We start from the raw sequence: 24,498 nt of genomic DNA, 5'->3' as shown, positions 1-24,498 counted from the left end.
CGTCTTTCCGGAGCCCTGAGACGCCCATGATGATGCGTCGCGGCTCCGGGAAGACGGCGTCTGTCACTTTCCGACGCCCGCTGTCAGCCCAGCGATGAGTTGACGTCGACCCAGGATGTAGAGCAGCACGATCGGCAGCGTGGACAGGACTACGGCGGCGAGCACAGCGGGGACGTTCGCTGTGAACTCCCCCTGGAAGGTCCACAGGGCGAGCGGGAGGACCCGCTTGTCCGGGCTCTGCGTGAGGACCAGGGCGAAGATGAACCCGTTCCATACGTGCAGGCCGTTGTAGATGGCGACCGTCATCAACGCGGGCCGGGCGAGCGGGAACACGAGTGTCGTCAGCGTGCGCCAGTCGCTCGCGCCGTCCACTCGCATCGCTTCGTACAGCTCACCGGGGATATCTCGGAGGAAGTTGGACAGGATGATGATCGACAGCGGAAGCGCGAACGCAACCGAGGGGAGAACGAGTGCGATCAAGCTGTCGTACAGACCTGCCCTGGTGATCATCAGGTACACCGGGATGATCACCGCCTGCAGGGGAATGGCGAGCCCGAGCAGGAAGAGCGAGAACGTACCCCGAAGCAGCTTCGATTTCCCCGAGCCCCGGACGATGGCGTACGCGGCCATCAGTGCGCAGCCCACCGAGAGGACCACGGTTGCCAACGTCACGATCACACTGTTGAGGAAATAGACGAAGAAGTCGCTCTGCAGCACGAGGATGTAGTTGTCGAGCGTCGGCGTCGCCGATGGGAGCAAGGCGTTCTCGTTGAAGAATCCCTGCTGGCTCTTGAAGCTCGTGATGACGACGTAGTAGACCGGCACGATGGCGAAGACAAGCCACAGTGTCGCGGTGACGCCGGCGGGGACGTTGGGACGCTGGCGTCCCTTTGCGGGGGAGGGTCGGCGCGGAGTGCGACGGCCCGTGACTACTGCTTCCGTGACCATCAGGCACCTTCCAAATCACTGGTCATCTTGGAGAAACCAGACAGTTTCGTGAGTCCGAGGGAGAGCGCCAGTCCGAGCGCGACGAGGATCACCGCGAGCACACTCGCGACGCCCATGTTGTAGCTGGAGAACCCGGTCTGGTACATGTCGAGCGGAAGGATCCGCGTCGCGGTGCCTGGGCCGCCCTGAGTGAGGACGAACACGATGTCGAAGTAGGTCAGCGACCCGACCAACATCAGCGTCGTCGACGTGATGAAGGTGTTCTTCAGCTGCGGAAGGGTGATGTTGAAGAACTGCTGGGCGCGTCCTGCACCGTCCAGTGTCGCCGCCTCGTACATCGATGCGGGAATCTGCTGCACGCCGCCCTGGTAGAGGAGCGCGTGGAACGGGACGAACTGCCAGGTGATGATGAGGATCACGACGAAAAGTGCGGTATCCGGGTTGCCGAGCCAGTTCTGAGACAGCCAGGAGATGCCCGTCGACGCCCCGAGGCCGAAGTTCGGATCCAGCAGCGCCTTCCATGCGATCGCGATGGCTGCCGCGGAGATCAACAGCGGGACGAAGAACAACACGGCGTACACAGCGCGGTATCGCTGCCGCCCGGCGGTGAACACGCCGATGAGGATCGAGAGCGGCGTCTGGATGAGCCAGCTCAGCAGCATCAGCTGAAGAGTCAGTCCCAGCGACTGCCAGGTCTGCGGCTCGGTCAGCGCGGCGATCCAGTTGTCCAGGCCGGCCGGGGTGATCTCCGACAGGCCGTCCCAGTTGGTGAAACTGAGACCCACGACGACAATGAGCGGAATGATCGCGAAGCCAACGAAGAACAGCAGCGCAGGTGTGGCGTACCAGAAGCTCGGTCCGGAAGTGAGCGTGCGTTGCGCCTTGCGGGAGTGCCCGGCGCCGACCGTGTTCGTGGTCGGCGCCGGGGTCTGTGCATCAGTCGATGACATGAGCAGATCGTTACTTGATCGTCGCGTTCATGGCGTCGGCGAATTCCTCGGGACTGGTCTGACCGAGGAAGACCTTATCGAGGTTCGTGAGCATCGCATCGGCGGCAGCCGGGGCGATGGCCTGGTCCCAGGACAGGGTGAATGCTGGGGCGTCCTTCGACATGTTGTAGACATCCAGCAGGAACTCGGGGTTCTTTGCCGCGGAGATCTTGTCCTCGATGCCGAGCACTGGCGGGACGCCGCCGCCGGCGAGGAGGTCATCGATGTAAGCATCCGTCATGTTGCCGCCCTTGAGGAACGCTGCGGCCGCTTCCTGCTGCGGCTTGCTGGCGTCCGAGGAGATGGACCAGTAGTTGGATGCGTTTCCGACGACGTTTCCGGGGTCGCCTTCTCCGCCATCGACGCCGGGGAAGTTCGCCCAGCCGAGGGCGGAGCTCACGAACTCGGGGTCTGCGGTCTGCATGTCGGCGTATGCCCAGGCGCCCTGGAGGACCATTGCCGCCTTACCGGTGTACAGCAGGGCGGTGTCCGCACTGTTGTCGGTGGCGACGGACTGGAAGCCGTCGATGAATCCGCCGGCGTCGACGAGCTCCTGGATCATCTCGAGAGCTTCGATGACGGCGGGGTCCGACCACGAGTCCGGCGTGTTCTGTTGGATAGCTTCGAAGACCTCGGGGCCTCCGATGCGGTCGACAAGGTACTCGAGCCACATCAGCTGCGGCCACTTGCTGGCTCCACCCATCGAGATGGGTGCGATCCCTGCTGACTTGAGCGTGTCGACGTCGTCGAGGAACTCGTCCCAGGTTGCCGGCGGTGCGTCGATGCCGGCCTGCGTGAACAGGTCCTTGTTGTAGTAGAGAACGACCGGCTGGACTGCGTTGTTCGGAACGGCGTAGAGCTTGCCGTCGATCCGACCGTTGTCGACGATTGCTGGGAAATAGTTCTCCGTGAGGGACTCGTCGAGTTCGATCACCTTGTCGGATTCGACGTAGGTTTTGAAGTTCCCCGCTCCACCCCACGACCAGATCAGGGTCGGGGCGTCGCCGGAGCCGATTGCGGTGCGGATCTTCTGCTTGAAGGCGTCGTTCTCGAAGAACTGCACCGCCAAACTCTCGTCGGCGTTGTCGCCGTTCCAGGCGTCGAACGCATTCTCGATGGTGGCCTGCTGACCCGTCAGTGCCCATGCGGTTGCTTCGCCGGAGGCTGTGGGTCCAGAGGACCCACAGCCAACCAGGGCCACTGCGGCAACGGACGTGAGAGCAACACCACGAGCCAGGCGATTGGCTTTCTGTGTGAGCGTCATTGCTCGTTCCTTCCTTCATTGGTGGAGAACTGTGCTTGTAAAAACTTTCGTAAACATCAACACGCACTTGCTACGCTGGCGCACGGAGACTACTGCAGTCAAGGAAAGTAAAGCGAAACTATTTCGCTGGTACGCATTTGACCGCGATGACTTTTCGGAAGTAGAAATGAAGTACGACACGGAGGAGCGTCAAAGATGACCACGGATGTCCCCACTCGGGCGGTTCGCCCGAACCGCGTGACCTTGTCGCGCGTGGCCGAGGAAGCCGGCGTCTCGGTCGCGACCGCCTCCAAGGTCATCAACGGCAGGGGCGGAGTCGGAACTGCGACGCGTCGCCGCATCGAGGCGATCGTCGACCAGATCGGTTACGTCAGCGTGGGCGAACGCGAGAGACCCGTCCGCGGCAAACGAGAACCACTGATCGAGCTCGTCGTCGACACGCTCAGTAATCCCTACACGCTCGCCCTCCTCTCGGGCGCCGTGGGCGCCGCTGAAACGGCGCAGGTGGCGATCGTGACGCGCAAGCTCAGCGCGGTGGGTGAGCAATCGCCGCTCAAGTGGGCGCAGCGTCTCGCGCGTGGCGGACGGATCGGTGTGATCGAGGTCACCTCCGAGTTCTCCGTCGAGCGGGAGAAGGCGCTGCGGAGCGTCGGTCTTCCCGTCGTACTGATCGATCCGCTCGGCCTTCCTCGCACGTCGATGGTCAGCGTCGGCGCCACCAACTGGGCCGGCGGACTGGAAGCCACCACCCATCTGATCGAGCTCGGCCACACCGACATCGCCTACATCGGCGGGCCATCGATCGCCGCCTGCGATGTCGCCCGCACTCACGGCTACAACGCCGCGATGCAGCAGGCCGGACTATCCATCGATCTCAGCGAAGTCCTGCATGGTCCGTTCACTTTCGAACATGGCCTCGAAGCGGGCTTGCAGATCCTCACCCGCCCGGTCCGTCCGACAGCGATCTTCGCCACGAGCGATGTCACCGCCATGGGAGTGATGGAGGCGGCGCGCACTCTGGGGATCGCGGTTCCTGAGCAGCTGAGCATTGTCGGCTTCGACAACACAATGCTGGCTAGCACATCATCGCCCCGGCTGACCACCGTGCACCAGCCGGTCGAAGAGATCGGCCGAACCGCCGTTGAGACCGTGCAGAAGATGGCTCGCGGTGAATCTCTCCCTTCGAAACGCGTGGAACTGGCCACCCACCTCGTCGTCCGCGACTCCACAGCCCCGCCTTCACGCTGACCTCGTCGACTCCCGCCGACGAGGTCCGCGGGAACCGCACACTCCTGTCGCGCGACTCGCGATGAGAAAGAAAGAGATCCATGACTTCCGTGATCCACGTATCGCTCACCGGCTCAGATCGAGCGGATGGCACCGCTGAGCGGCCTTTCCGTACGATCAACCGCGGTGCCGCACGCGCCATGCCTGGGGACACCGTCCGGGTGCACGAAGGCACGTACCGCGAATGGGTGCGACCCGTGCGGGGCGGGCTGAGTGAACAGCGCCGGATCACCTACGAGGCGGCGCCGGGCGAGCATGTAGTGATCAAGGGATCGGAGATCGTGACGGGCTGGGAACAGATCTCCGGTTCAGTCTGGCGAGTATCGGTTCCCAACACGCTCTTCGGCGAGCTGAATCCATTTGCGACCGAGATCGACGGTGACTGGATCGTCTATGCAGACCTCGACACGCCCAAGAAGCACCTCGGCGATGTCTACCTCAACGGACTCAGCTTCTACGAAGCGGAAACCCTCGAAGACGCCTTCAGCCCCGTCGAGCGCACGACCGCGATCGACGACTGGACAGGTTCCGCCGACCACATCCGCAACCTCCACCAAACCCTGCTCGTGTGGTTCGCAGAAGTCAGCGACACCGAAACGACGATCACCGCGAACTTCCAGGGCGCAGATCCGAATGCGGAACTGGTCGAGATCAACGTTCGGCGATCCGTATTCTCTCCCGCCGAGCACCACGTCGACTACATCACCGTTCGTGGGTTCGAGCTCGCGCAGGCCGCCACTCCGTGGGCGCCGCCCACAGCCGATCAGCCTGGCCTGATCGGCCCGAACTGGGCGAAGGGATGGATCATCGAAGACAACACCATCCACGACGCCAAATGCTCCGGAATCTCCCTCGGCAAAGAGGCATCAACCGGTCACAACCTCGCAACCGACCGCAAAGACAAGCCCGGATATCAGTACCAACTGGAATCCGTCTTCGCCGCTCGCCAGATCGGCTGGGACAAAGAACGCATCGGATCGCACGTCGTTCGCCGCAACACCATCTTCGACTGCGGCCAGACAGGCATCGTCGGCCACCTCGGTTGCGTGTTCTCCACGATCGAGAACAACCACATCTTCAACATCGCGATCAAACGCGAGTTCTACGGATACGAGATCGCCGGCATCAAACTCCACGCGGCCATCGACGTCGAGATCATCCATAACCGCATCCACGACTGTTCGCTCGGCATCTGGCTGGACTGGCAGACCCAGGGCGCCCGCATCAGTCGTAACCTTGTTTACGCCAACAAACGGGACCTGTTCGTCGAAGTCAGCCACGGTCCCTACCTCGTGGATCACAATATCCTGGGGTCCCGTGCGTCCCTCGAGGTCTTCAGCCAGGGGGGCGCCTTCGTCCACAACCTCGTCTGCGGAACGCTGTCCGTCGAACCCGTCATCGAGCGACCTACCCCGTATCACCGCCCGCATTCCACCCAAGTCGCCGGCTACGCCGCCATCTACGCCGGGGACGACCGATACGTCGGGAACATTTTCCTCGCCGGTGACGTCGACGCTGCATACGGGCCGACCAAGAGGCCCGGCCAGATCGTCGGATACGGCACCGCTGCGTACGACGGCCATCCCAGCACCCTCGCTGAGTACCTCCACCTCGTATCGGACCCGACGAAGGGTGACCACGAGCGCTTCGCGAACGTGAGCCAGCCCGTCTACATCCGCCAGAACGTGTACGCTCCGGGAGCGCGGCCCTACAGCTCAGAAGCAGCAGCAGTCGTGCTCGACTCGAGTGCCACCGCGAGCGTCAGTGAAGACGGGGACGAGGTCTACCTGGACATCGAGCTTCCCGCCGCATTCGACGAGCTTCTCCTTGACGGCTTGCGCGGCGAAGACCTGCCACCGGTTCGATTCGTCGACGCACACTTCGAAGAACTAGACGGGACACCAGCGCGGCTCGACATCGACCTCCGAGGCAGGCGAAAGACCTCAGGGGAGAAGGCCGTCGCCGGCCCGCTGCGAGACCTCGTGTCTGGATACTCACACGTGCGGGTTTGGTGAACGTGTCGGCGGCGGGCTATCCAGCAGCAGATCGCCTGCACTGCGGCGTGGACACCGCAGAGCGTTGGAGCCACATCTTGGATGTGTGCCGCCTCGCCGGAGACGCGCAACCTCGTGGTCGAGTGGTCGACTGGGACTTCTGAGAGCCCGTCACCCGAGCAGCGTCACACCGAACCCTGCAACCACCGCCCGCAGCTCGGCGAGGTAGCGCTGCGCCTGCTCGGTGAGCGGGATCGCGGAGTGGCCGATCCAGCCGATCTCGATGCGTTCGTCGGCGTCGAGCGGGATGGCGACGATCTCGGGATCGAGGTCGTCGCTGATGATTCCTGTCGAGATGGTGTATCCGTCGAGCCCGATCATCAGGTTGAAGATGGTCGCGCGATCGGAGACGCGGATCTCCTGCGCGCTCGAGAGGGTGGACAGGATCTCCTCGGCGAAGTAGAAGGAGTTGTTCGCACCCTGGTCGAAGGTGAGCCGTGGCACGTCGGCGAGGTCGGCGAGGGTCACACGACTTCGTGAGGCGAGCGGGTTCTTGCGGGAGATGAAGATGTGCGGCTCGGCGACGAAGAGCGGCCGGAACGAGAGCCCGGAATCCCGGAGCAGCTTGTCGATGACGTTCCGGTTGAAGTCGTTGCGGTAGAGGATCCCCAACTCGCTGCGGAGCGTGCGGACGTCTTCGATGATGTCCCACGTCCGCGTCTCCCGCAGCGAGAACTCGTACTCGGCCGCCGAGGTCGCCTTCACCATCCGCACCAGGGCATCGACGGCGAACGAGTAGTGCTGGGTCGACACCCCCAGCAGTCGTCGTGACGGCGGCCGGCCGAGATAGCGCTGCTCGAGGAGCGCGACCTGCTCGACGACCTGCCTGGCGTACCCGAGGAACTCGACGCCATCCTCGGTGAGCGTCACCCCGCGGGCGGAGCGGAGGAGGAGATCGCGCCCCACGCGGCTCTCGAGTTCCTTCATCGCCGCCGACATGGTCGGCTGGGCGACGTAGAGCAGGTCGGCGGCCGCACTGATCGATCCTTCCGCAGCGACCTCGATGTAATAGGTGAGTTGCTGCAGGGTGATGCCGCTCGAGCGCTTGGCCATAGCTTCACCCTATGTCACGGCATAGCCAGAGCGCATTTCTCGATAGGGGCGCGGAGGACGCACTATGGAGGCATCCCCTTCGCGAGGCCGAGCCCGGCCGATCAGCACACCGATTGGCACCCCATGGCACACGAGTTCACCTTCCGCATCACGACCACCCGGTTCGACGAGGACTACTCGCCGTCGGACAACTCCCGGATCACCACGAACTTCGCCAACCTGGCGCGGGGTGAGCACCGTCAGGAGAACCTCCGCAACGCCCTGACGATGATCGACCGTCGGTTCAACGATCTCGCGGACTGGGACAACCCCGACCGGGACCGCTACACCCTCGAGCTCGAGATCGTCTCCGTCGCGGTGCAATTCGCCGCAGAAGGCGAAGATCAGGAATTCCCCCTGCTCGAGGTCCTCGACATCCAGATCCTCGACCGCTTCACCGGAAAGCGCAGCCACGGGATCGTGGGGAACAACTTCTCGTCCTACGTCCGCGATTTCGACTTCAGCGTGCGACTGCCGGCGGCGACGGAAGCCGCAGGAGGTTTCACCATTCCCGACGACTTCGGCAATCTGCACGGCAAGCTCTTTGAGCACTTCCTCGACTCGGAGGCGTACCAGGAGCGCTTCTCGTTGTCGCCGGTGATCTGCATCAGCGTCTCGACGAGCAAGACGTACCGTCGCACCGAGAACCGCCACCCCATCCTCGGCGTCGAGTACGAGCAGAAAGATCCCTCGCTGACCGACGCGTACTTCGGCAAGATGGGGCTCTCGGTCCGGTACTTCATGCCGCGCGGCAGCGTCGCGCCGCTGGCCTTCTACTTCCGCGGAGATCTGCTCGGCGACTATACGAACCTCCAGCTCATCGGCACCATCAGCACGATGGAGACGTTCCAGAAGATCTACCGCCCGGAGATCTACAACGCCAACTCGGCCGCCGCGAGCGTCTATCGGCCGACTCTCGATCAGCAGGACTACTCGGTGACCAAGATCGCCTACGACCGCGACGAGCGCAGCCGGCTCGCGACCGAGCAGGGGAAGTACGCGCACGAACACCTCATGAAGCCGCACGGCGACCTCCTCGAGCAGTGGGCCGCGGGCTCCCTCGTTCCTGTCGGATGACCCACGGAGACCCCCGATCGTGAACACGCTTCTTCCCACCTCCCTCGTCGGCAGTCTGCCGAAGCCGTCGTGGCTCGCCCAGCCCGAGACCCTCTGGTCTCCGTGGAAGCTCGAAGGCGATGCCTTGGTCGAAGGCACGCAGGATGCGCTGCGGATCGCCGTCGAGGAGCAGCGGCTCGCCGGCATCGACATCATCAGCGACGGCGAGCAGACGCGCCAGCACTTCGTCACGACGTTCATCGAGCATCTCTCCGGCGTCGATTTCGACCAGCGGGAGACGGTGCGCATCCGCGACCGGTACGACGCCAGCGTGCCGACGATCGTCGGTGCCGTGGGCCGCGAGAAGCCCGTGTTCGTCGACGATGCGAAGTTCCTCCGCCAGCAGACCGATCGACCGATCAAATGGGCTCTGCCCGGCCCGATGACGATGATCGACACCCTCTACGATCGCCACTACAAGAGCCGCGAGAAGCTGGCCTGGGAGTTCGCGACGATCCTCAACCAGGAGGCGAGGGACCTCGAGGCGGCGGGGGTCGACATCATCCAGTTCGATGAGCCGGCGTTCAACGTCTTCTTCGACGATGTGCAGGATTGGGGCGTGGCGGTGCTCGAGAGAGCGGCCGAAGGACTCCGCGCGGAGACCGTGGTGCACATCTGTTACGGATACGGGATCAAGGCGAACACCGACTGGAAGGCGACCCTCGGACCGGAGTGGCGGCAGTATGAGAAGTCGTTCCCGCTGCTGCAGCGCTCGAGCATCGACACCGTCTCGCTGGAGAGCCACCACTCCCACGTTCCTCTCGACCTGATCGAGCTCATCCGCGGCAAGAAGGTCATGCTCGGAGCCATCGATGTCGCAAGCGACGCGATCGAGACTCCCGAAGAAGTCGCCGACACCCTCCGGAACGCGCTCCGTTTCGTCGACGCGGACAAGCTGATCCCGAGCACGAACTGCGGAATGGCGCCGCTGTCTCGCGACGTCGCGAGGCGCAAGCTCGGCGCGCTCAGCGCGGGCGCTGCCCTCCTTCGCGAGGAGCTCGCCGCGGTGACGGCCTGACCGCCTCATCCGCTGGGTGCGCTGGCGCGACGGGGAGCGGCGACCCGGCCGCCGAGCACGGACTCCCTCGCGCTCAGGGTTTCCACCGCGGCGATCGACACGCTCGCGTCCCGCGCGACCTCGTCTGATACCGCCGAACTCGAACGCCTGCTGGAGGACCTCAGTCGACGCGACCTCGTCAAGAAGATCGGGGCGGCCCTGGGGCCTGAGGGCGTAGCGCGCGCCGCGATCCGCGATGCGGAGATCAAGCGTGACAAGGCCATCGCGGTGCGGCTCAAGGGAATCGAGAACCGCAGGGTGGTCGACGCCGAGGTCGACAGGATGCTGGAAGCCCACGTCAACGACACGTTGAGGGAACTCGGATTCGTGAACTCCGGCCGTGTGTGGAGACGCTTCGCCGAATCGCGGGTGGATGTCGTCGACTTCTACTCGAGTGGCGACGGCTGGGTGGCCCCGAGGTACGGAGTGCTCTTCCCGGACCTTCACCCGAAGGACGGTCCCGCTGAGCGCATCGGCGCGAAGGGTGTGACCGCCTTCCGGCTCGACATCCTCGTGACGGACTTCGGCGGGCATGGGTCTGACTGGTTCCTCGACCGGATAGCGCAGCGGCTGCGGTACGAGATCGACCCGCCTGAGCTCGCGCTCGGTGCACTCGCGTGCGCGGCGGGCGATCAGGTCTCTGCCGCCTGGTGGCTCGACGCCGCTGGCGAGATCGCTGCCGGGAGCGGGCGCCAGCGCTGGGACGACGAACTCGACTACTGGCGGAAACGTCTCGCCGAGCTTCCTCCCCGCTGAGCCACCGATCTGCGTGAGGACGCGTCCTAGGATTGCCTCGATGACCGATACCGCCCTCTCGACGGCTCTGCGCCCTCCGTTCTGGCGGCGGCTCCTGCTCAGCCCCGTCGCCTGGGGGACTCTGCTACTGGCCGGAGCGATCACGGCGACGCTGGCCGGCGACGACCTGAGCTTCTTCCCGTTCCTGCTGATGCTGGTCGGCGGCTGGTGCTTCGGCTTCTCTTTCGTGAACGCCACCTTCCGGCTGCGGTCGCGGCGCACCGGCGCGGTCCTGCACGTCGTAGTCGCCGTGCTCCTGGGGGCGGCCCTGATGATCGTCGTCGAGTTCGGCAAAGACGCGCTTTCGTCGTTGCCAGAATCGGCGAGAGGAGTCGTGCTCGTGCTGCAGCTGGCGGCGATTCCGGCAGCGGGGTGGATCTGGCTCGGACTCATCGCCCGCGTCAGCGACGTCTTCACCCGTCGGGACGCGAAGAAGAGGCCTCTCCCGGTGCCGCCTGTGTGGGTGAAGGAGGAGGATGCCGACGGATCGGCCGTCCGCTTCCCGGCGATCGAGCTCCGCATGCGTGCGCTCACCATTGCGATCATCGTGATCGTCGGTGTCGGCGGCACCGGGGCGTTTCTGCTGCTGATCGCCCTCGACGACATCGTGATGCGCCTGGGTCCGCGACTGATGATCATCCTCGTCGGCGTTCTGATCGCCCTGCCCGCCTATCTCGTCTTCACGGCGGTGCTGCGCCGCCGCACGGTGCAGTGCACGGTCGCGTTCGGCAACGACGAGCTGCGCGTGCAGGTCGGTGACGAGATGCAGGTGATCCCTCACCGCGAACTGGAGCTGCTGCTCTGGCGCACCCGCAGTGACTACGCGCGCATCGAGATTCGTGGCGCAGGCGCCGACATCTCGTTGATCACCGGACTCGCGAAGCCGCCCACCGGCTTCTCCGCCGAACTGCCCCCGTTGCCCCGCCGCGTGTTCCGTCGGCTCGAGCTGGCGGGGCTGTCCCTGCAGGAGTCCCGCCGCAAAGACGTCGTCACCTTCCGACGAGAGTCGACTGCGGGAGGCGTCAGCGCCGCGCGCGGGACCGGGTCCGAGTGACGCCTTCGAGCGTCGCGCGCACCGGGGTGCCGAGATACAGCCCCAGCGATGCTCCCGAGGCGAGCCCGACGCCGATCACGGCGGCGTAGCTGAGCGAGCTCCCGGCACCGATGACGTCGGAGGCGGCGCCGCCGGTGTGCACCATCTCGAGCAGTCCCTGGAACACCGCCACTCCAGGCACGAGCGGCACGATCGCGGCCGTCGTCACCGCCACCGAAGGGACGTGCAGGTTGTGCGCGATCAGCACTCCGATGAAGCTCGCGAGAAGGGCGCCGATCGCGCTCGCCGCCGCCGGATGCAGATTGAGCGCGGTCGCGAGGGTGTAGCCGCCGATCGTGATCGCGCTGAGGAGCGCGCTCACCAGGATGATCCCGATTCCCGCGCCATTGAAGACGGCCACCGCGACGGCGATGATCGCCGCTCCCGCGAACACACCGGGCAGAGGACCGAAGGGTGCCGGGTCGACCGGCAGCTCCATCGTGAACCCCAGGACGTTGCCGAGTTCCAGACCGACCAGGATGCCGATCACGACGCCCAGGGTCTGCATCGTGAGGTCGAGGATGCGGCCGCCGGCGGTCAGTGCGAATCCGTCGATCGCGTCCTGCGCCGCCCCGACCACCGTGAGGCCGGCGAGCATCAGCACGATGCCGGAGGCGACGATGATCGACGGCCGGATGCCTTCGAAGGGCTCGATCCCGGCCGCACCCAGCGCCGACACCGCGACGGCGACGACGGTCGTCACGAATCCACCGGCGATCTGGCTGAAGAACAGCGGTACACGCAGTCGCGCGAGTGCGGCCTGAGTGATGGCCGCGCAGAGTGCGGCGATGAAGGTCAACCCCACGATCAGAGGCGATGCGCCGAGGAGGATGCTCACGCCGACCGCGAGCAGCGCGCGGGCGACGACCACCACGGACTGCTGATAGCGGAACGGCATCCGTCGGATCACCCGGAACGCGGTTCGCGCAGACGCGAGATCCATGCCCCCTCTGATGTCGGAGACGAGAGCCTGCATGCGCTGGAGCTTGGCGTGATCCGGTGCGGCCACGCGCACCACTCGCACGAGCGTCTCCGGCCAGACCTCGCCGCTGAGGTGGAAGGAGACGGTGATCGAGTTGTACGTGACGTCAACCTGCACGTCCTTGAGGCCGTAGGCGTCGCACACGCGGGTGATGGCGAGCGTCACCTCGTGCGCTGACGCGCCGACGGCGAACATCGATTCCCCGATGCGCGTGGAGAGATCGAGCACGCGGGGCACCGTGCCCTCGTCGATCACAGGCAGGGCCTGCGTCGGAGCGACAGAGGAGGGATCCGTATGCACGATCCGGCGCACGGAGGCGAGCAGTCGCCGGGAGGATTTCGGGGACATGGTCTCCATTCTCTCCCGAGAGACAGACGGATGCCGCGGGGCTGGGCCCCGCGGCATCCGCCGTTCATCGGTTCTGACTACTTCACGGTCGCGGTGTACGCCCCCGAGCCGGAGTCGGACTTCACGACGAGCCGGTAGGAACCGGCGCTCGCGTTGTAGGTGAACTTCTCATCAGGTCCGTTCGACACGCCCTGTGCCACCGTCATCCAGCCCAGGAAGGAGTAGTTCCTCTGCAGGTAGACGTCGAAGTCCGCGCCCGTCGGCCCGTCGAGGCACACCTCGACCGGGCCGGCGGCCCGGGCGAAGGATGCTGACGTCGCCTGCGCCCGGGCAGCCAGGGTTCCCGCGCTCGCCGTGGTGCCGGTGCAGGTGCTCGGGTTCGGGTTCGTTCCGCCGCCCGTGACAGTGAGCGCGAACGTCGCCGTGTCCGTGGTCACCGGCGTGCCGGCGTCGCGCACCGTGACGGTGACCGTCGACGTGGCCGCCGCCGTCGGCGTGCCCGAGATCGCGCCAGTGGAGGCGTTGATCGCGAGGCCGGCGGGCAGGCCGGTCGCCGAGAATGTGTACGGCGCGGTTCCGCCGGTCGCACTGGCCGACGCGGTGAAGGGCTGGCCGACGGTGCCGGTCTTGTCGCCGATCGCCGCGAGATCGACCGACGTCGGCGTCGGCGTGGTCGTGCCGTTGAGGAAGCCCGTGTAGAGCAGGCGGTTCGGCGACGCGGAGTCGAGCCCCGTGACCTTGCCCGGCGTGGAGTTGTCGACGATCGCGGCGTGGACCTGCGCCGGCGTGGCGGTCGGGTTCGCGCCGAGGTACAGCGCGGTCGTGCCTGCCACCTGCGGTGACGCCATCGAGGTCCCGGTCGAGGTCGCCGCCGCAGTGTCGCCCGTGAACCACGAAGACAGGATGTCCGTTCCCGGACCCCAGACGTCGAGGCAGCTGCCCCAGCTGCTCGTCGGCGCCTTGCCGTCGGTGCGGGTCGTGTTGCCCACGACGAGCGTCTCCGGCACGAGTTGCGGACTGAAACGGCACGCGTTGTCGTTCGCATTGCCGGCCGCGGACACCCAGGTGATGCCCGAGGCGACCACGTTCTTCACGGCGGCGTCGATCGAGGGGATCGAGCAGGCGGTGCGGCAACCGACACTGTAGTTGACCGTCGCAGGACGCACGGCGTTCTCGGCGACCCATTCGATGCCGGCGACGATGGTGGTGCTGAGCGCCTCACCCCTGCAGTCGAGGACACGGACGGGGTACACGGTCGCCTTCTTGGCGATGCCGTACGTCGAGCCGACCGCGGTGCCGGCGACGTGCGTGCCGTGACCGTTGCAGTCGCTCGCGTTGCCGCCCGGCGTGGCGGCATCGAATCCGGGACGGATGCGCCCGGCGAACTCCGAGTGCGTCAGGCGGATGCCGGAGTCCACGATGTAGACGTTGACGCCGGCGCTGGCCGAGTCGGGGTACTTGTAGCGTCCGTCGAGCGGCAGGTCGCGCTGGTCGACGCGGTCAGTGCCCCAGCTCGGCGGATTCACCTGCTCGCCGATCGCGTACACCTTCTGCGCCTGCTCGACATGGTCGACCCTGGGGTCGGCGGCGATCGCCAGCGCCTGCTCTTCGCTGAGCTTGGCGGAGTAGCCGTCCAGCACAGTGTTGAAGACGTCGAGGACTTCGCCGCCGACGGCATCCGAGAGCGTCGAGGCGATGTCGTCGGCCGCGCCGATTCCCGCCTGCGGCTTGAGGACGACGAGGTATTCGCCCTCGACCGCCGCAGGGGAACCCGCGCCGACGATCTCCGGCGCGTCGGGCGAATCGGTGGTCGCGCCGGCGAACGACGGCGTCAGGGCGAGCGTCAGACAGGTGAGGACCGCCGCCGTCGCGGCGAGTCCTCGCGGCGCAAGTCTGCGCCCGGGGGTGTCAGTGAACAAGGGTGTTCCTCTCTCTGGGGTGAGAAGGCGTCGGCGTCGACGCCCCTCGCTGACCATGGGGATCAGCGAGCGGTCCGCCCTGGGGAGCGGACACGTTCGGGTCGGCGCCGTGCGCGGGATGGGCGCGACGGCACCGAGGGGCGCCTCGGAGGAGGCGATGGCGCTCTGCGACGGGCAGGATCAGGTCCCTGCGAGACCATGATCGGGCCCGACCGGGAGGTCGGATTGTCCTTCTTATCGGGAACGCCGCTGGGGTGGCGTTCCGGTGGTGGCCGGGGTGGTGAGCGCTTCGCGACTGAACCTAAAGGGCGTGTTCGAACAGCGTCAACCCCACCTTTTGGGTGACGCGACGAGCCGAAAGTCAGGCCCCAAAGAGCGACGCTGCCGGGACCCGCGGAATATCAAGGGTCTGGGGGCATCGCAGACAGCGACAGGGATCGCGGATTGATGGACTGGAACCAATATATTCCGTGGAGGGCGTCGAGATGAGGCGTACATCGATGAAGAAGAGGCCACATCACACGGGTGCCGGGCCGGGTTCCCTCGGCATCGGTCTGCGCTGGCACGCCGTCGGCGGGCGGTACGCTAGAAGGCGGCCGCTACGACAGGAGAGTTCCCGTGATCCTCAGCTTCATCTTCTTCCTGGTGCTCTTCCTCGGAGGCATCTGGATGATGGCCTTCGCGCAGTCGATGGAGGACTTCCAGGCCATCTTCTTCATTGCCGGGCTGCTCATCACGAGCCTCTCCCTGGCCTTCGTCATGCGCCAGCGTGGTTCGGCCACGCGCCGACACGACAACTGGTCGGGCAGCCCCACCGAGTGACCGCCGGCGGCCTCAGCGCCGCCGAGCCAGTCTCGCCTCGAGGTTGGCCTTCACTGCCGGCCATTCCGGCTCGATGATCGAGAACTCGACGCTGTCGCGCAGGGCGCCGTTGCGGTAGCGGCTCACGGCGCGCATCACGCCGTCCTGCTTGGCGCCGAGGCGCTCGATCGCCGTACGCGACTGGAAGTTCACCCACTGCGTGGTCAGGCCGACCCGGTACACCCCGAGGGTCTCGAACGCGTGCCGGAGCAGTAGCAGTTTCGATTCCGCGTTGGTCCCCGTGCCGTGCGCCGAAGGGCGGTTCCACGTGTACCCGATGTGCAGTCTCGGTACATCGGCGGCGATGTCGTAGTACGAGGTCAGGCCGAGAATGCGCCCGCTCGCGTCGAATGCCGTGAACGGCACCATCTCGCCCTTGTCGATCAGGGAGATGCGCCGTGCGACCTCGGTGGCGACGCCGTCGGGTGCCGGGACCGAGGTGTACCACGCGGTCTTCCACAGATCGCCCTCCTGCACTGCCTCGACGAGGCCGTCGATGTGGCCGGGCTCGAGCGGGCGCAGTTCGACGAGTTCGCCGGTGAGGGTGACGGGCGCGGGGGAGACGAGAAAAGCCATGCCGTCATTCAAGCAGGCGCGATGCGGTCACGCGGCCGTGAAGCGGAGAGTCCCCTCGCCGCTCCGTCGGAGGCGTCGCTGGTACGCCAGAACGAGCTCGATCGTGACGTCGAGCTCGAACGCGAGGCTCGCCACATGCGGGCCCCGAGCGTTCTCCGCCTCGGCGTAGGCGCGCGGGGTGATCAGTCGGCAGGCCGCCCATTCGTCGGCCTGCCGCTCCTGCTGTGCCCTGATGGTCGGCGAGGTCGCCGGGACGTGCCCGAGCGCGGCGTGACCCAGTTCGTGGGCGAGCACGCTGCGGGTGGTGCGCGCACTCATGCCCGGATTCAGGCGGATGGTGCGGGATGCCGGTTCGAAGCCGCCCCGGGTCGGGCCGAACCGCTCGATGATGCGCACGCCGTGCTCCTCTGCGAGGCGGAGGAGCGGATGCATGATTCCTCTATTCGTAGAGATCGTCCGTGTCGGCGTCGTGCCGGAGGTGCGATTCGAATGCGACCTCGGGGATATCTTTGCGTGGGCCGGAGACATTGGGGCTGCGCCGGAGCACGCTGATTCGTGCGGTGCGTTCACCGTCGTCGGACTGCAGTCGCTCTTCGGCTCTGGCGACGAGCACGTGCGGCTCAACGCTCAGTGCGGCGCAGATGGAATAGACCACCGGTACGGGGATTGCGCGTTTGCCGGTCACGTAGTTGTCCAGGGCGCTGCGAGCGATGCCGATCGTGCGCGCCATTCCGGCGATACTGCTTCTCGAGGCCGCGATCTCTGCGCGCAACTGCCGGCCGACTGCGGCGTTGAACTGCTCGGCGGGTGTCTTCATCTGGCTCACCATAGCACCGTGGTGAAGCCAATATGCCGTCATATTGGCTTGCATGCGGCTTGAATGCATCCGTCCAAGGAGCTAGTGTCGACGGATGAGGTCGAAAGGGTGTCATTTGGTGTCTTCAACCATTGCGACCGAGCTGGAACGCATCGGGCGACCCGTCGATTGGCTGGCGGCGGAGGCGAGTATCGATCGCTCCGTATTGAGATCGAAGCTGCTGGCGCACGAGGAGTTCACCATGGTCGACCTCGCGAACATCGCCGCTGCCCTCGACGTTCCCGTGGCGGCGCTTATGCCGACCGCGCGGCCGTAGCAACGCGCCTGTAGCGACGGCGCCGCGCGGTAGCGTGGAGCGCATGAAGACCGTGCCGTTCGGATCAGCCACCGCCCCCGCCGTCATCGCCGGAATGATGCGCATCGACGACAAGGACGACGCGCTCATCCGGGATCTCTACGCCGCGGCCCGCACCGCGGGCATCGACTTCTTCGATCATGCGGACATCTACGGCGGGAGCATGCACTTCTGTGAGGCGCGCTTCGCCGATGCGCTGCAGCTCAGCGCATCGGAGCGCGACGAGATCGTGCTGCAGACCAAATGCGGCATCGTGCCGGCGGAGGGCATGTTCGACTTCTCCTACGAGCACATCATCGCCCAGGTCGAGGGCTCGCTCGCGGCGCTGCGCACCGACCGGATCGATGTGCTCCTGCTGCACCGCCCGGATGCTCTCGTCGAGCCCGAGGAGGTCGCTCGCGCTTTCGATGAGCTCGAGGCCGCCGGCAAGGTCAGAGCCTTCGGCGTCTCCAACCACACGCCGCGCCAGATCGATCTGCTGCGCACCGCCGTCCGGCAGCCGCTGATCGCGAACCAGCTGCAGCTGTCGATCACGCACGCTCCGATCATCGCGCAGCCCATCGCGATGAACATGGCAGGCGAGGAGCAGAGCGTCGTCCGTGACGGCGGCGGCATCGTGGAGTACTGCCGCATCAACGGCATCACGATCCAGGCGTGGTCGCCGTTCCAGGGCGGCTTCTTCACCGGGGTGTTCCTGGGCAACCCGGAGTACGCCGAGCTCAACGAGGTGATCGACCGGCTCGCGAAGTCCTACGGCGTGACTCCGATCGCGATCGCGACGGCATGGATCACGCGGCATCCGGCGCACATGCAGGTCGTCCTCGGCACGACGACGCCGGAGCGGGTGCGGGATGCGGCGGTGGGAGCAGACATCGAGCTGACCCGAGCGGAATGGTACGAGCTGTTCCGTGCCGGCGGGCACCTTCTGCCCTAGGGCGCGCGCGCTCGTCCGTCGTCGTCTACCCTGAACTCATGCCGCTGCTCTCGCTCCTCGTCATCGCGTTGATGATCGGCGCGCTGATCGACATCATCACGCGCGACCAATCACAGATGAAGCACCTGCCGAAGATGGCGTGGATCATCATCGTGATCCTGCTGCCGCTGATCGGCAGCATCCTGTGGTTCGCCATCGGCCGCGAGTACGGCGAAGCCGGCATCCCGATCCCGCGGATGCGGCGCGCCGAGCGACCGGCGGGGGTTGTAGACACGCGGCCTGCCCCGCCGGCCGATGTGCGCACGACCGAGCAGCAGATCGCCGACCTCGACCGTGAGATCGAAGAGTGGCGGCTGCGCGAGGAACTCGAGAGGCGCCGCCGCGACGGCGAGTCCTCGACCGGGTCGACGGCCTAGGCAGAGCGACTACGCCGCGGTCTCGCGATCGAACGAGGCGCGGACGGCTTCCTCCAGGGTGGGGTGGCGGAACTCGAAGCCCGCGGCGGTGAGCTTCTCTGGCAGCACCCAGCGGCTCTTCAAGATCAGCTCCGTCTCGGTGCGCATGCCGATGGCGCCGAGTTCCAGCATCCAGCGCGGCATCGGCACGCCGATGCGCGACCCGAGGACTCGCCGGACGGTCGCCATGAACTCGGTGTTGTCGACCGGATTGGGCGCCGCCGCGTTGACCGGCCCGTCCAGTTCCGGGGTCCGCTCGAGGAACTCGATGATGCGCGCGACGTCTTCGATGTGCACCCAGCTGAAGCGCTGCCGGCCTCGTCGCGCTCCGGGGAGATGTGCTGTTCCCGCCGCGCGGCGGGCAGCGCTGATCGGCCACCGTCCGTCCCATTGGGCGCCGCCGAGCCCCAGGCGCGTGAGCTGCTTGACCGGACCGAGCACCCCTCCGTCGCCGAGCACGATGGTGCTGCGCAGGGCGACCCGTCGCGTCGGGGGGAGGTCGTCGGCGAACAGCGCCTTCTCCCAGGCCTTGGCGACGTCGACGGAGAACCCGGTACCGATCTCGCCCGTCGACTCCGTCATGGGGCGATCTTCCGCGTGCCGGTAGATCGTGGCGGTCGAGGAGTTCACCCAGAGCGCGGGTGGGGCAGCGGCTCGCGCGATGGCGGCGCTCAGGGACGCCGTGGTCTCGAGGCGCGAGCGGAAGATCTCCGCACGGTTCTCCGGCGTATAGCGGCAGTTGACGCTCTTGCCCGCGAGGCCGATCACGAGCGATGCGCCATCGACGGCTCGATCGATCGCCGATTGCTCGGTCCAGCGGATGTCCGCGCCGGACCGAGAGATCGTGATGACCTCGCGGCCGGCCGCCTGCAGTCGCGCTCGCAGGAACTGCCCCATGAACCCGGTGGATCCTCCGATGACGACCGTCCCTGCGCTCATTCGCCTGTCTCCTTCTCTTCGAACGGCACGATGCGGTAGCGGAAGTCGCCGCTGTACTCGTACAACCGGCCGAGGATCGGCGCATCGATGGTCAGCGCGACGTGCTGGCGGTCGAGGGCGTCGTCGAATCGCTCGGTGACGCGGACGACCGGAGACAACAGCTGCGGGACGCGGACCCGGAGGCGTCCGAGACGGAACCCGACGGCACGGCTGGTAAGTCGTACACCGCCTTCATGCGTGTCCACGTCGAAGCAGGCGGCGATGAGCCCCGGCTCGCCGAGCTCGTCGACGATCCGGCCGTGCCGGGTGAGGGCGACGGCGTCATGCATGACCCACGCCCCGCGCGCGAGGTGGAAGGTGCGTTCGCCGATCGCGCGGGAGGCGACCGTCCGGTTCTCGACGCGGAACGGGACATCGTGCTCCCACGTCGCGGGGACCACGCCCCGCCGCTCCAGGACGCGGAGGATCGGCCGGAGCCAGCGGCGAGGGGTGCCCACGCGGTGGAAGACGCCCTCTCCGATGCCGACCGAGCCATCGGGGACGCCGCGGAAGTACTCCTGAAGCCTCGGGTGCAGGTCGTCGATCCGATCGCCGAGGGACCTGGCGTAGGGGGACTGCGGCGCGGACATCACCCTTCGAGCGTAGCCCGCCCAGAGCCGCCGCCTCGCGTCAGCTCGCGGGCCGGAGCAGGCGGTCGAGGAGTGCCAGCGCCTCGTGCTGCGGGGCGGTGTCGTCGAGCAGCCACTGGGTCTGGAGGCCGTCGGATGCCGCGACGACGAGGGCGGCGACAGCGTCTGGATCCACGTCGTCACGGATGCGTCCGCTGCCCTGCTGCTGCCGCACGGCATCGGCGATCCCGGCACGGAGCTCGGCGAACCGGACGGTGGCGAATTCGCGGGCCGCCGGGTGGCCGTCCTCGAGCGCTGAGGCGACCAGCGTCGAGTACAGCTGTACGAGGCCGGGCACCGAGCGGTTGGTGCGAGCGGAGGTGATCATCCGTTCGACAGGCGTCGCGTCCTCGGGTACGACCTCGTGCCGGTGGGCGGGCGCGTTGCTCTCCTGGTACACGGCGACGAGAAGCTCTTCCAGTGAGCCGAAATAGTGGCTGAGTGCGGCGTGGGTGACCCCCACCTCGCGGGCGATCGCGCGGAGGCTGGTGCGGTCGGCGCCGCGTTCGGCGAAGACCTCGATGGCGCGATCCAGGATCTCCTGGCGTCGGGCGATCCCCTTGGCATACGCGCCCCGCTGGCGTGAACGGTCCTCGTCATCCGGCATCCTCGAAGTCTAGCGAATGAAAACTTCCGCACGGAGGTATTTGGTGCTAGCGTGCTGCCGTCGGGTGTTGCGCCCGCACGTCGCCGACGATTGAAGGAGCACGACCGATGACGATTCAGACCTCCATCCAGCTGTTCACGATCAAGGACGAGTTGGAGGCCGACCTCGAGGGTTCGCTCGCCGCGGTCGCCGCGCGCGGGTTCACCGCGGTCGAGCCCTACGACTTCGTCCGCCGTGCCGCACCGCTGGCCGATGCGCTCGCGGCCGCCGGACTCTCCGCGCCGTCGGGGCACGCGTTCCTCGCGTCGGAGTCGTTCGTCAACCCCGACGGCAGTGGCACGACGCTGCCGGTGCCCTCGCCTGCCGAGGTCTTCGCCGCGGCGAAGGTGCTCGGCATGGACACGGTCATCGACCCCTACACGGAGCCCGCCCGCTGGGAGTCCGTCGCGCAGATCGAGGAGACCGCTCGACTGCTGAACGAGGCCGCGGCGATCGGCGAGACCGTCGGCATCCGCGTCGGGTATCACAATCACGCCCACGAGCTCGAAGCGGTCTTCGACGGGGTCACCGGGCTCGAGGTGCTGGCCGGTCTGCTCGACGAGCGTGTCGTGCTGGAGGTCGACCTCTACTGGGTCGCCCGCGGCGGCGTCGACCCGGTCGCCCTGCTCGAGCGGCTCGGCAGCCGAGTGATCGCCGTGCACGCCAAGGACGGAACTCTCGACCCGGCCCTCGTGAACGCCTATCCGCCGGCTGACCAGGTGCCCGCGGGCGACGGTGCGGTGCCGCTCGTCGAGGCCATCGCCGCTGCTCCCGCGCTGGAACTCGCGATCGTCGAGTTCGACCACTACGAGGGAGACCTGTTCGACGCCATCGAGCGCAGCCGCGTCTACCTCGACGAGAAGGTCGCCGGCTGATGGCGGTCGGCAACGGCCCCGTGGGCGTCGGCATCATCGGCGCGGGCAACATCAGCGACCAGTACCTGTCGAACCTCACCACCTTCCCCGATGTGCGGGTCATCGCGGTGGCCGACGTGATCGAGGAGCGCGCGAAGGCGCAGGCCGAGAAGTACGGTGTTCCGCGCGCCGGCGGCGTCGACGTGGTCCTCGACGACCCGGAGATCGACATCGTCGTCAACCTCACCATTCCCGCGGTCCACGTGGAGGTGTCCGAGGCGATCATCGCCTCCGGCAAGCACGTGTGGACCGAGAAGCCGATCGGCGTGAGCCGGGAGGAGTCCCGGCGTCTGCTGGAGAAAGCGGATGCCGCGGGCCTGCGCGTCGGCGTCGCGCCCGACACCGTGCTCGGCCCGGGCGTGCAGACCGCGAAGCGAGCGATCGCGCGCGGCGACATCGGGCGACCGCTGTTCGCGCAGACCACCTTCCAGTGGCAGGGGCCGGAGATCTTCCATCCGAACCCGGCCTTCCTGTACGCCAAGGGCGGTGGCCCGCTGCTCGACATGGGACCGTACTACGTCTCGGCGCTCGTGCACGTGTTCGGTCCGGTCGCTTCTGTCGCCGCGTTGGGGCTGCAGGGGGCGACCACGCGTCGGGTGCAGGTCGGCGAGCTGGCGGGCCAGGAGTTCCCGGTCGAGATCCCTTCGACCCTCAGCGTGCTGATGGACTTCGAGCAGGGTGGGCAGGCGCAGAGCCTCTACAGCACCGATTCCCCACTGCTGCGCACCGGGATCGTCGAGATCACCGGCACTGAGGGCACCATCGTGATCCCGGATCCGAACAACTTCGGCGGTGCGATCTCGATCACCCGTCCTCTCCGGCTCGGGCAGGAGCCCGTCGAGCAGGAGATCGTCGACGTCGTTCAGGAGGGCGTGCTCTCCGGACGAGGCGTGGGACTGCTCGACATGGCTCGTTCGATCGCCGCCGGGCGCCCGCACGTCGCGACGGGGGAGTTCGGCTACCACGTGCTCGACACCCTGCTGTCGATCGAGGAGGCGGCGGAGTCCCGCACCTTCGTTCCGGTCGCGAGCACCGTCGACCAGGTCGGAGCGATCGACGCGGACTTCGACCCCTTCGCCGCCACGCTCTGAGCGTGATCGGAGTGACCGGCGTGACCGGCGGGGCGGCGAAGACGCGGAATCAGCGCGTCTTCGCCGCCACGTAGCGGTCGACGTTCGCCGGAGAGAGCACCTCCTGGGCGACCATGATGGCCGCCCCCAGCACGGCAGCGCGGTCGCCGGCCTGGGACTGCACGATCGCGAGATGCTGCGTGGCGAGCGGGATGGAGCGCCGGTAGACGACCTCGCGCACGCCCGCGAGAAGGTGCTCGCCGGCCCGAGCGATGCTGCCGCCGAGCACGATGATCGAGGGGTTCAAGAGGTTGACCACCGTGGCGAGCACCTCGCCCACGTCGCGTCCGGCCTGGCGGGTGGCCTCGATGGCGGCGGCGTTCCCCGCGCGGACGAATTCCACCACATCCGACGCGCTCTGCGCCTCGTGGCCCTCGGCGCTCAGCGCCAGGGCCAGGGCGGAGCCGCTCGCGAGCGCCTCGAGGTCGCGTTCGTCGCCCGGTTCGCGGGTCGACCCCGCCCCGGTCGGCACCTGCACGTGGCCCATGTCGCCGGCTGATCCCTGCGCGCCGCGCTGCAGTTGACCGCCGGCGATGATGCCGGCGCCGATGCCCGTCGACACCTTGATGAAGATCAGGTCGTCGACGTGCGGCCAGCTCGTCGCCTGCTCACCGAGGGCGAGGATGTTGACGTCGTTGTCGACCAGCACCGGCACGTCGAAGGTCCGCTGCACATAGCCCGGCACGTCGAATCGATCCCAGCCGGGCATGATCGGCGGATTCGTGGGCCGTCCTGTCGAGTGCTCGACCGGGCCGGGGACTCCGATCCCGACACCGAGGAGCGGAAGGCCCGCGGTCGCCGACGACTCGAGCAGCGCTGCGCCGTCCGCCAGGATCGTGTCGAGCAGGTTCTCGGGCCCGTCGCCGATGTCGATCGTGCGGGTGCGTGCGTCGAGGATGACGCCGGCCAGATCGGCGACGGCGACGGTGGCGTGCGTCGCGCCGAGGTCGACCGCGAGGGCGACGCCGGCGCGGGGATTGAAGGCAACCCGGGCTGGTGGGCGACCGCCGGTCGAGGCGGCTTCCCCGGCGGGGCGCAGGAGGTCGGCCGCGAGGAGGGCGTCGACGCGTGACGCGACCGTGGACCGGGCGAGTCCCGTCAGTGCGGCGAGCTCGGCTTTGGTGCGCGCGTGCCCGTCGCGGAGGATCTGGAAGATCTCGCCCGTGCCCGGATTCGTCGCCGCGGCCGGGCGGAGAACGTCAACCATTGCGTCAGTAAACCACAGCACTTCGGCGCACTGCCGATTGACTTCGGATTCG

25 protein-coding genes are annotated in these 24,498 nt (G+C 66.9%); 12 read left to right on the top strand and 13 right to left on the bottom strand.

Going from position 1 to position 24,498, the window contains the following annotated elements:
* Window positions 1-63: 63 nt before the first annotated feature.
* Genes V5D55_RS19665 through V5D55_RS19655 form a run of 3 tightly spaced genes read right to left on the bottom strand, consistent with a single transcriptional unit; the run spans window position 64 to window position 3,201 of the window.
* Window positions 64-948, bottom strand: a complete 885-nt coding sequence (locus V5D55_RS19665; protein ID WP_435746374.1) for a carbohydrate ABC transporter permease — start codon at window positions 946-948, stop codon at window positions 64-66.
* Entirely contained in the window at window positions 948-1,898 is a 951-nt protein-coding gene (locus tag V5D55_RS19660; RefSeq protein WP_435746372.1) for a carbohydrate ABC transporter permease, read from the bottom strand. The genes V5D55_RS19665 and V5D55_RS19660 overlap by 1 nt, the downstream gene beginning before the upstream one ends.
* A 10-nt stretch (window positions 1,899-1,908) precedes the next feature.
* On the bottom strand, window positions 1,909-3,201 hold the full coding sequence (locus tag V5D55_RS19655; RefSeq protein WP_435746370.1) for an ABC transporter substrate-binding protein: 1,293 nt from the start codon (window positions 3,199-3,201) through the stop codon (window positions 1,909-1,911).
* Between the two features lie 195 nt (window positions 3,202-3,396).
* On the opposite strand from V5D55_RS19655, the gene V5D55_RS19650 reads away from it, so the two are divergent.
* Window positions 3,397-4,449, top strand: a complete 1,053-nt coding sequence (locus V5D55_RS19650; protein ID WP_435746368.1) for a LacI family DNA-binding transcriptional regulator — start codon at window positions 3,397-3,399, stop codon at window positions 4,447-4,449.
* An 80-nt stretch (window positions 4,450-4,529) separates the two neighbouring features.
* Entirely contained in the window at window positions 4,530-6,503 is a 1,974-nt protein-coding gene (locus tag V5D55_RS19645; protein WP_435746367.1) for a right-handed parallel beta-helix repeat-containing protein, read from the top strand.
* Window positions 6,504-6,653: 150 nt separating this feature from the next.
* On the opposite strand, the gene V5D55_RS19640 is transcribed toward V5D55_RS19645, so the two are convergent.
* A complete protein-coding gene (locus V5D55_RS19640) occupies window positions 6,654-7,595 on the bottom strand; it encodes a LysR family transcriptional regulator (RefSeq protein WP_435746366.1) in 942 nt (313 codons plus the stop codon).
* Between the two features lie 123 nt (window positions 7,596-7,718).
* On the opposite strand from V5D55_RS19640, the gene V5D55_RS19635 reads away from it, so the two are divergent.
* The 4 genes from V5D55_RS19635 to V5D55_RS19620 all read left to right on the top strand — a co-directional run bounded on the left by V5D55_RS19635 (window position 7,719) and on the right by V5D55_RS19620 (window position 11,656).
* Window positions 7,719-8,711 (top strand): DUF1852 domain-containing protein, encoded by a 993-nt coding sequence (locus tag V5D55_RS19635; protein WP_435746364.1) that lies wholly within the window; start codon window positions 7,719-7,721, stop codon window positions 8,709-8,711.
* A gap of 19 nt (window positions 8,712-8,730) precedes the next feature.
* Window positions 8,731-9,768 (top strand): methionine synthase, encoded by a 1,038-nt coding sequence (locus V5D55_RS19630; RefSeq protein ID WP_435746362.1) that lies wholly within the window; start codon window positions 8,731-8,733, stop codon window positions 9,766-9,768.
* A 267-nt stretch (window positions 9,769-10,035) separates the two neighbouring features.
* Complete coding sequence (locus V5D55_RS19625) at window positions 10,036-10,563, top strand: hypothetical protein (RefSeq protein ID WP_435746360.1); 528 nt, start codon at window positions 10,036-10,038, stop codon at window positions 10,561-10,563.
* 40 nt (window positions 10,564-10,603) lie between these two features.
* Window positions 10,604-11,656, top strand: a complete 1,053-nt coding sequence (locus V5D55_RS19620; RefSeq protein WP_435746358.1) for a hypothetical protein — start codon at window positions 10,604-10,606, stop codon at window positions 11,654-11,656.
* Here the strand turns inward: V5D55_RS19620 and V5D55_RS19615 are convergent.
* Together V5D55_RS19615 and V5D55_RS19610 are read right to left on the bottom strand one after the other, a co-directional pair.
* Window positions 11,625-13,025: a threonine/serine ThrE exporter family protein gene (locus tag V5D55_RS19615; protein ID WP_435746356.1), complete on the bottom strand. Its 1,401-nt coding sequence runs from the start codon at window positions 13,023-13,025 to the stop codon at window positions 11,625-11,627. The two genes, V5D55_RS19620 and V5D55_RS19615, sit on opposite strands and share 32 nt — an antisense overlap.
* Before the next feature lie 77 nt (window positions 13,026-13,102).
* The gene (locus V5D55_RS19610) at window positions 13,103-14,944 is read right to left on the bottom strand and encodes a S8 family peptidase (RefSeq protein ID WP_435746354.1); all 1,842 of its coding nucleotides are present in this window, start codon (window positions 14,942-14,944) and stop codon (window positions 13,103-13,105) included.
* A gap of 618 nt (window positions 14,945-15,562) precedes the next feature.
* Here V5D55_RS19610 and V5D55_RS19605 point away from each other — a divergent pair.
* A complete protein-coding gene (locus V5D55_RS19605) occupies window positions 15,563-15,766 on the top strand; it encodes a hypothetical protein (protein ID WP_435746352.1) in 204 nt (67 codons plus the stop codon).
* A 12-nt stretch (window positions 15,767-15,778) separates the two neighbouring features.
* On the opposite strand, the gene V5D55_RS19600 is transcribed toward V5D55_RS19605, so the two are convergent.
* From V5D55_RS19600 to V5D55_RS19590, 3 genes are read right to left on the bottom strand one after another with little or no spacing between them, the layout of a single operon-like run.
* Window positions 15,779-16,381: a GNAT family N-acetyltransferase gene (locus tag V5D55_RS19600; protein WP_435746350.1), complete on the bottom strand. Its 603-nt coding sequence runs from the start codon at window positions 16,379-16,381 to the stop codon at window positions 15,779-15,781.
* A gap of 27 nt (window positions 16,382-16,408) precedes the next feature.
* Window positions 16,409-16,813: an ImmA/IrrE family metallo-endopeptidase gene (locus tag V5D55_RS19595; RefSeq protein WP_435746348.1), complete on the bottom strand. Its 405-nt coding sequence runs from the start codon at window positions 16,811-16,813 to the stop codon at window positions 16,409-16,411.
* Between the two features lie 7 nt (window positions 16,814-16,820).
* On the bottom strand, window positions 16,821-17,198 hold the full coding sequence (locus V5D55_RS19590) for a helix-turn-helix domain-containing protein (RefSeq protein ID WP_435746346.1): 378 nt from the start codon (window positions 17,196-17,198) through the stop codon (window positions 16,821-16,823).
* Window positions 17,199-17,316: 118 nt separating this feature from the next.
* Here V5D55_RS19590 and V5D55_RS19585 point away from each other — a divergent pair, with 118 nt between their 5' ends.
* Genes V5D55_RS19585 through V5D55_RS19575 form a run of 3 tightly spaced genes read left to right on the top strand, consistent with a single transcriptional unit; the run spans window position 17,317 to window position 18,903 of the window.
* Window positions 17,317-17,514 (top strand): helix-turn-helix domain-containing protein, encoded by a 198-nt coding sequence (locus V5D55_RS19585; protein ID WP_435746344.1) that lies wholly within the window; start codon window positions 17,317-17,319, stop codon window positions 17,512-17,514.
* A 43-nt stretch (window positions 17,515-17,557) separates the two neighbouring features.
* A complete protein-coding gene (locus tag V5D55_RS19580; protein WP_435746342.1) occupies window positions 17,558-18,487 on the top strand; it encodes an aldo/keto reductase in 930 nt (309 codons plus the stop codon).
* Between the two features lie 38 nt (window positions 18,488-18,525).
* Entirely contained in the window at window positions 18,526-18,903 is a 378-nt protein-coding gene (locus tag V5D55_RS19575; RefSeq protein WP_435746340.1) for a PLDc N-terminal domain-containing protein, read from the top strand.
* Between the two features lie 9 nt (window positions 18,904-18,912).
* Here V5D55_RS19575 and V5D55_RS19570 read toward each other — a convergent pair whose 3' ends face one another.
* From V5D55_RS19570 to V5D55_RS19560, 3 genes are read right to left on the bottom strand one after another with little or no spacing between them, the layout of a single operon-like run.
* A complete protein-coding gene (locus tag V5D55_RS19570) occupies window positions 18,913-19,881 on the bottom strand; it encodes an epimerase (protein WP_435746338.1) in 969 nt (322 codons plus the stop codon).
* Window positions 19,878-20,510: a DUF4166 domain-containing protein gene (locus V5D55_RS19565; RefSeq protein WP_435746336.1), complete on the bottom strand. Its 633-nt coding sequence runs from the start codon at window positions 20,508-20,510 to the stop codon at window positions 19,878-19,880. The genes V5D55_RS19570 and V5D55_RS19565 overlap by 4 nt, the downstream gene beginning before the upstream one ends.
* Window positions 20,511-20,550: 40 nt before the next feature.
* Window positions 20,551-21,156 (bottom strand): TetR/AcrR family transcriptional regulator, encoded by a 606-nt coding sequence (locus V5D55_RS19560; protein ID WP_435746334.1) that lies wholly within the window; start codon window positions 21,154-21,156, stop codon window positions 20,551-20,553.
* Between the two features lie 107 nt (window positions 21,157-21,263).
* Between V5D55_RS19560 and V5D55_RS19555 the strand changes: the two genes are divergently transcribed.
* Both V5D55_RS19555 and V5D55_RS19550 read left to right on the top strand, forming a co-directional pair.
* Window positions 21,264-22,070, top strand: coding sequence for a sugar phosphate isomerase/epimerase family protein (locus V5D55_RS19555; protein WP_435746332.1), 807 nt, complete (start codon window positions 21,264-21,266; stop codon window positions 22,068-22,070).
* Complete coding sequence (locus tag V5D55_RS19550; RefSeq protein WP_435746330.1) at window positions 22,070-23,200, top strand: Gfo/Idh/MocA family protein; 1,131 nt, start codon at window positions 22,070-22,072, stop codon at window positions 23,198-23,200. The genes V5D55_RS19555 and V5D55_RS19550 overlap by 1 nt, the downstream gene beginning before the upstream one ends.
* Window positions 23,201-23,249: 49 nt before the next feature.
* Here V5D55_RS19550 and V5D55_RS19545 read toward each other — a convergent pair whose 3' ends face one another.
* The gene (locus V5D55_RS19545; RefSeq protein WP_435746328.1) at window positions 23,250-24,446 is read right to left on the bottom strand and encodes an ROK family protein; all 1,197 of its coding nucleotides are present in this window, start codon (window positions 24,444-24,446) and stop codon (window positions 23,250-23,252) included.
* Window positions 24,447-24,498: the final 52 nt, after the last annotated feature.

The organism is Microbacterium sp. PMB16, from assembly GCF_051294855.1.
GTDB lineage: Bacteria > Actinomycetota > Actinomycetes > Actinomycetales > Microbacteriaceae > Microbacterium.
The sequence above is the reverse complement of the archived record's forward strand: the minus strand, read 5'-3'. Positions and strand labels throughout refer to the sequence as shown.